Annotated in this window: 6 protein-coding genes; 2 read left to right on the top strand and 4 right to left on the bottom strand. The window is 71.8% G+C overall.

Annotated elements, in window-relative coordinates:
* Positions 1 to 51: 51 nt before the first annotated feature.
* A complete protein-coding gene (gene secG / locus ACFU6K_RS29830; protein WP_380668215.1) occupies positions 52 to 288 on the top strand; it encodes a preprotein translocase subunit SecG in 237 nt (78 codons plus the stop codon).
* 205 nt (positions 289 to 493) lie between these two features.
* Complete coding sequence (locus tag ACFU6K_RS29825; protein ID WP_030238413.1) at positions 494 to 781, top strand: RNA polymerase-binding protein RbpA; 288 nt, start codon at positions 494 to 496, stop codon at positions 779 to 781.
* A 96-nt stretch (positions 782 to 877) separates the two neighbouring features.
* On the opposite strand, the gene pgl is transcribed toward ACFU6K_RS29825, so the two are convergent.
* The 4 genes from pgl to tal all read right to left on the bottom strand — a co-directional run bounded on the left by pgl (position 878) and on the right by tal (position 5,532).
* Positions 878 to 1,666, bottom strand: a complete 789-nt coding sequence (gene pgl, locus ACFU6K_RS29820) for a 6-phosphogluconolactonase (RefSeq protein WP_049649616.1) — start codon at positions 1,664 to 1,666, stop codon at positions 878 to 880.
* On the bottom strand, positions 1,663 to 2,775 hold the full coding sequence (gene opcA / locus ACFU6K_RS29815; RefSeq protein ID WP_380668211.1) for a glucose-6-phosphate dehydrogenase assembly protein OpcA: 1,113 nt from the start codon (positions 2,773 to 2,775) through the stop codon (positions 1,663 to 1,665). Before opcA ends, pgl begins: the two co-directional genes overlap by 4 nt.
* A complete protein-coding gene (gene zwf, locus ACFU6K_RS29810) occupies positions 2,772 to 4,328 on the bottom strand; it encodes a glucose-6-phosphate dehydrogenase (RefSeq protein ID WP_380668213.1) in 1,557 nt (518 codons plus the stop codon). Before zwf ends, opcA begins: the two co-directional genes overlap by 4 nt.
* A gap of 61 nt (positions 4,329 to 4,389) precedes the next feature.
* Entirely contained in the window at positions 4,390 to 5,532 is a 1,143-nt protein-coding gene (gene tal, locus ACFU6K_RS29805) for a transaldolase (protein WP_380668209.1), read from the bottom strand.
* Positions 5,533 to 5,602: the final 70 nt, after the last annotated feature.

The raw sequence follows: 5,602 nt of genomic DNA, 5'->3' as shown, positions 1-5,602 counted from the left end.
CCGTACGCGGCCCGGCCCCTTCGCCGAAGATACGAGAGAGTTGGTCCCGTCGTGGTTCTCGGGTTCTCGATTGCCCTGATCATCTTCAGTCTGCTGATGATCCTTCTGGTGCTGCTGCACAAGGGGAAGGGCGGCGGCCTGTCCGACATGTTCGGCGGTGGCGCGATGTCCACCGGCGGTGGTTCGGCGGTGGCCGAGCGCAACCTGGACCGCATCACCATCGTGGTCGGCGTGGGCTGGTTCGCCTCCATCATCGTCCTCGGCCTGCTGATGAAGAGCTCGGTCTGACGTAACCCTGACGCCCCGTCGCCCGAGCGCCTATCCTGGGACGGTCGGGTGCGGAGGCGGTGGTGGCGGAGGCTTAACTCCTGCTTACACTAGGACGACTTTCGCCACCGACGCGCACCGCGGCGGGTCGGCGCACCAGTACGCAGGGAGTCAGACCGTGGCAAGTGGCAATGCCATCCGTGGCAGCAGGGTCGGGGCCGGCCCGATGGGCGAGGCGGAGCGCGGCGAGTCCGCCCCGCGCAACCGGATCTCCTTCTGGTGCGCGAACAAGCACGAGACCCGTCCCAGCTTCGCGGCCGAAGCGGCGATCCCGGACACCTGGGACTGCCCGCGCTGCGGATTCCCGGCCGGCCAGGACCAGCACAACCCGCCGGCGCCCTCGCGCAACGAGCCGTACAAGACCCACCTCGCCTACGTCCGCGAGCGGCGCACCGACGCCGACGGCGAGGCGATCCTGGCCGAGGCGCTGGCGAAGCTCCGCGGCGAGATCTGAGCAGAGCGCCGGAGCGGAACGCAACGGTCCGGGCAGAACAGCGCGAAGGGCGCCCCCGTCGGTGACGGTGGCGCCCTTCGGCGTTGCCGGAGCCGGTCAGGCCGAGGCCGGCGGGTAGAGCTGCGGCGGGATCCGCTCCGCGGCGGCCCGGTCCAGCAGCCACAGGGTGCGGCTGCGGCCGTACGCGCCGGAGGCGGGTGCCTGGAGCTCGCCGGGGCCGGACAGGGCCAGCGCGACCGCGCCCGCCTTGTCCTCGCCGGCGGCCAGCAGCCAGACCTCGCGGGCGGTGCGGATCGCCGGGAGGGTGAGCGAGACCCGGGTCGGCGGGGGCTTGGGGGCCCCGCGCACGCCGACCACGGTCAGCTCGGTCTCCCGGACGCCCGGGTGCTCGGGGAAGAGCGAGGCGACGTGGGTGTCCGGGCCGACGCCGAGCAGCAGCACGTCGAAGGCCGGGACGCCGAGCCGGTCGCCCGGCCCGGCCGCCTTCGCCAGCTCCTCGGCGTAGCGGGCGGCGGCGGCCTCCACGTCCGAGCCGTCCACCCCGTCCGAGGCGGGCATCTCGTGCACCCGCGCCGGGTCGAGCGGGACGGCGTCCAGCAGCTCGGCGCGGGCCTGGACGGCGTTGCGCTCCGGGTCGGCGGCGGGCAGGAACCGCTCGTCGCCCCACCAGAGGTCCAGCCGGCCCCAGTCGACCGCGTCGCGCGCCGGGGAGGCGGCGATCGCGGCCAGCAGGGCGTTGCCGTTGCGCCCGCCGGTGAGCACCACCGAGGCGCTGCCGCGGGCGGCCTGGGCGTCCACGATCCGGGTGATCAGCCGGGCCGCGGCCGCCTGGGCCATCAGCTCCTTGTCCCGGTGGACGACCAGCTGCGGGGTCGCGTTGGTCATGCGCCGTCCTTGCCGGTGCGCTTGCCGGCGGCCTTGCGGGCCGGCTTCTTCTCCGCCGCCCCGGCGGTCACCCGCTCCGGGTTGGCCACGGCCTGCTCCACGGCCGCCTCGGCGGCCTCCTCGACGGCCTCCTCCGCGACCTCGCGGGCGACCTGCTCGGCCGCCGCCGTCTCGGCGTTGGCCGGCTCGCGCAGCCGGTCGACGGGCGTGCGCACGGCCGTCGCGTAGATGTCGTCCGGGTCCAGGCGGCGCAGCTCCTCGGCGATCAGCTCCGAGGTCTCGCGCCGCTTGAGCGCCACCTGGCGGTCCGGCGAGCCGGGCATGGAGAGCGTGCCCAGCAGGCCGTCCGGGCGGTCCAGGGTGATGTCCCCGTCCTTGGTGCGCAGGTGCACCGCGGTGATGCCGGGGCCGTTGGTGACGACCCGCTCGACCGGCACCTGGAGCCGGTTGGTCAGCCAGAGGCCGAGCAGCTCGACGCTGGGGTTGTAGGACTCGCCCTCGACCACCGCGGAGACGATCGTGGACGGCCGCTGGTCCAGCGCGGCGGCCAGCATCGAGCGCCAGCCGGTGACGCGGGTCCAGGCCAGGTCGGTGTCGCCCGGGGTGTAGCTCTGCGCGCGCTGGGCGAGCTGGCCGACCGGGGACTCGGCGGTGACGGCGTCGGTGATCCGGCGCTGGGCGATCGAGCCCAGCGGGTCCTGCGCCGGGTGGTGCGGAGCGTTGTCCGGCCACCAGACGACGGTCGGGGCGTCCGGCAGCAGCAGCGGCAGGACCACCGACTGGGCGTGCGCGGCGAGTTCGCCGTGCATCCGCAGGACGACCGTCTCGCCGGAGCCGGCGTCCGAGCCGACCAGGATCTCGGCGTCCAGCCGGGTCTCGGCGCGGGCCCGGGGCGAGCGCCCGGCGCGCTTGATCACCGCGAGGGTGCGCATCGGGTGCTCGCGGGAGGCGTCGTTGGCGGCCTTGAGGGCGTCGTAGGCGCTGCCCTCGTCGGTCACGATCACCAGGGTGAGCACCATGCCGGCGGCGCCCGAGCCGCGGGCCCGGCGCGCCTCCATCAGCGCGGCGTTGATCTTGCTGGACGTCGTGTTGGTGAGGTCGATCTTCATGGCCGGCGCCAGCTCCTGCCGTCTCGTGCGAGCATCTCGTCCGCCTCGACGGGACCCCAGGTCCCCGCCGCGTACTGGGCGGGCTTGCCGTGGGTGTCCCAGTACTTCTCGATCGGGTCGAGGATCTGCCAGGAGAGCTCGACCTCCTGGTGGCGCGGGAACAGGTTGGCGTCGCCGAGCAGCACGTCGAGGATGAGCCGCTCGTACGCCTCCGGGCTGGACTCGGTGAAGGACTCGCCGTAGGCGAAGTCCATCGTGACGTCCCGCACCTCGAAGGAGGTGCCCGGCACCTTGGAGCCGAACCGCACCGTCACGCCCTCGTCCGGCTGGACCCGGATGACCAGGGCGTTCTGCCCCAGCTCCTCGGTCGCGTAGGAGTCGAAGGGCAGGTACGGGGCGCGCTGGAAGACGACCGCGATCTCGGTGACCCGGCGGCCCAGGCGCTTGCCGGTGCGCAGGTAGAACGGGACGCCCGCCCAGCGGCGGTTGTTGATCTCCAGCTTGATGGCCGCGTAGGTGTCGGTCTTGGAGTCGGGGTCGATCCCGTCCTCGTCCAGGTAGCCGACGACCTCCTCGCCGCCCTGCCAGCCGGACGCGTACTGGCCGCGCACGGTGTGCCGGCCGAGGTCGGCCGGGAGCTTGACGGCGCTGAGCACCTTGAGCTTCTCGGCCACCAGCGCCTTCGGGTGGAAGGAGGCGGGCTCCTCGATGGCGGTGAGCGCCATCAGCTGGAGCAGGTGGTTCTGGATCACGTCACGGGCGGAGCCGATGCCGTCGTAGTAGCCGGCCCGGCCGCCGATGCCGATGTCCTCGGCCATGGTGATCTGCACGTGGTCGACGTACGACCGGTTCCAGATCGGCTCGAACATCTGGTTGGCGAAGCGCAGCGCCAGGATGTTCTGGACCGTCTCCTTGCCCAGGTAGTGGTCGATCCGGAAGACCTCGTCCCGGGGGAAGACCTCGTGGACGACCTTGTTGAGCTCCTGCGCGCTCTCCAGGTCGTGGCCGAAGGGCTTCTCGATGACCGCGCGGCGCCAGGAGCCCTGCGGCGGGTCGGCCAGGCCGTGCTTCTTGAGCTGCTGGACGACGGTGGGGAAGAACTTCGGCGGGACGGACAGGTAGAAGGCGAAGTTGCCGCCGGTGCCCTGGGCCTTGTCCAGCTCCTCGATGGTCTCGCGCAGCTTGTCGAAGGCCTCGTCGTCGTCGAAGGTTCCGTGGACGAACCGCATGCCCTTGGCGAGCTGCTGCCAGACCTCCTCCCGGAACGGGGTGCGGGCGTGGTCCCGGACGGCGTCGTGGACCTCCTTGGCGAAGTCCTCGTCGTCCCACTCGCGGCGGGCGAAGCCGACGAGGGAGAAGCCCGGGGGAAGCAGACCGCGGTTGGCCAGGTCGTAGATGGCCGGCATCAGCTTCTTGCGGGACAGGTCGCCGGTGACCCCGAAGATGACCAGACCGGACGGCCCCGCGATGCGCGGGAGCCGTCGGTCGGAGGGGTCACGAAGCGGGTTGACGGGGGCGGGCGGGAGGTCTTCCGCGTCCGATTCCGGAGTCAACTCGGGGAAATCAGTGCTCACTTGATGGGCTCCGCTTTCGTGCGCTGGCTGTGAGCAGGGGTCACTTCTCGTCGGCGAAGGAGGCGAGCGAGGCGGTGACGGTGTCGAGCAGCTCGTTCCAGGACTGCTCGAACTTCTCGACGCCCTCGTCCTCCAGGAGCTGGACGACGTCGTCGTAGTCCACGCCGGCGGCGGCGATCGCGTCCAGCACGGCCTTGGCGTCGGCGTAGTTGGGGACGATGGTGTTGCCGGTGACCACGCCGTGGTCGCCGGTGGCCTCCAGGGTGGCCTCGGGCATCGTGTTCACGGTGCCGGGGGCGACCAGCTCGGTGACGTACAGGGTGTCCGGCAGGGCCGGGTCCTTGACGCCGGTGGAGGCCCACAGCGGGCGCTGCGGCTTGGCGCCGGCGGCCTCCAGGGCGGCCCAGCGGGCGCTGCCGGCGGTCTTGCCGTCGACGCTGCCGAAGACCTCCTCGTACGCCTGGTAGGCGAGGCGGGCGTTGGCCAGCGCGGCCTTGGAGCGCAGGTCCTTCGCCTCGCCGCCGATCTTGTCCAGGCGCTTGTCGATCTCGGTGTCCACGCGGGAGACGAAGAAGGAGGCGACCGACTCGATCTGGGAGAGGTCCAGGCCCTTGGCCTTGGCGGACTCCAGGCCGGTCAGGTAGGCGTCGATGACGGCCTTGTAGCGCTCCAGCGAGAAGATCAGCGTGACGTTGACGCTGATGCCCTTGCCGATGACCTCGGCGATCGCGGGCAGGCCGGCCTTGGTGGCGGGGATCTTGATGAAGACGTTCGGGCGGTCGACCAGCCACCACAGCTGCTTGGCCTCGGCCACGGTGGTCGCGGTCTCGTGCGCCAGGCGCGGGTCGACCTCGATGGAGACCCGCCCGTCGCGGCCGTTGGAGGCGTCGTAGACCGGGCGCAGCACGTCGGCCGCGTCGCGCACGTCCGAGGTGGTGATCATGCGGATCGCCTCGTCGGTGGTGACCTTGCGGACGGCGAGGTCGCGCAACTGGCCGTCGTAGGAGTCGTCGCCGGAGCCGGCGATGGCCTTCTGGAAGATGGTCGGGTTGGTGGTCACGCCCACCACGTGCTTGTTCTGCACCAGTTCGGCCAGGTTGCCGGAGTTCAGCCGCTTGCGGCTGAGGTCGTCCAGCCAGATCGCAACGCCTTCGTCGCTGAGGCGCTTCAGTGCGTCAGTCATGGTGCTTCAGTCCCTTGTTCTTCGTGCTTCGTGGGGTGGTCGGAGGGGGCCGCGTGCCCGCGTGCGGGCG

This window comes from Kitasatospora sp. NPDC057512 (assembly GCF_042802135.1).
Taxonomy (GTDB): domain Bacteria; phylum Actinomycetota; class Actinomycetes; order Streptomycetales; family Streptomycetaceae; genus Kitasatospora.
The sequence above is the reverse complement of the archived record's forward strand: the minus strand, read 5'-3'. Positions and strand labels throughout refer to the sequence as shown.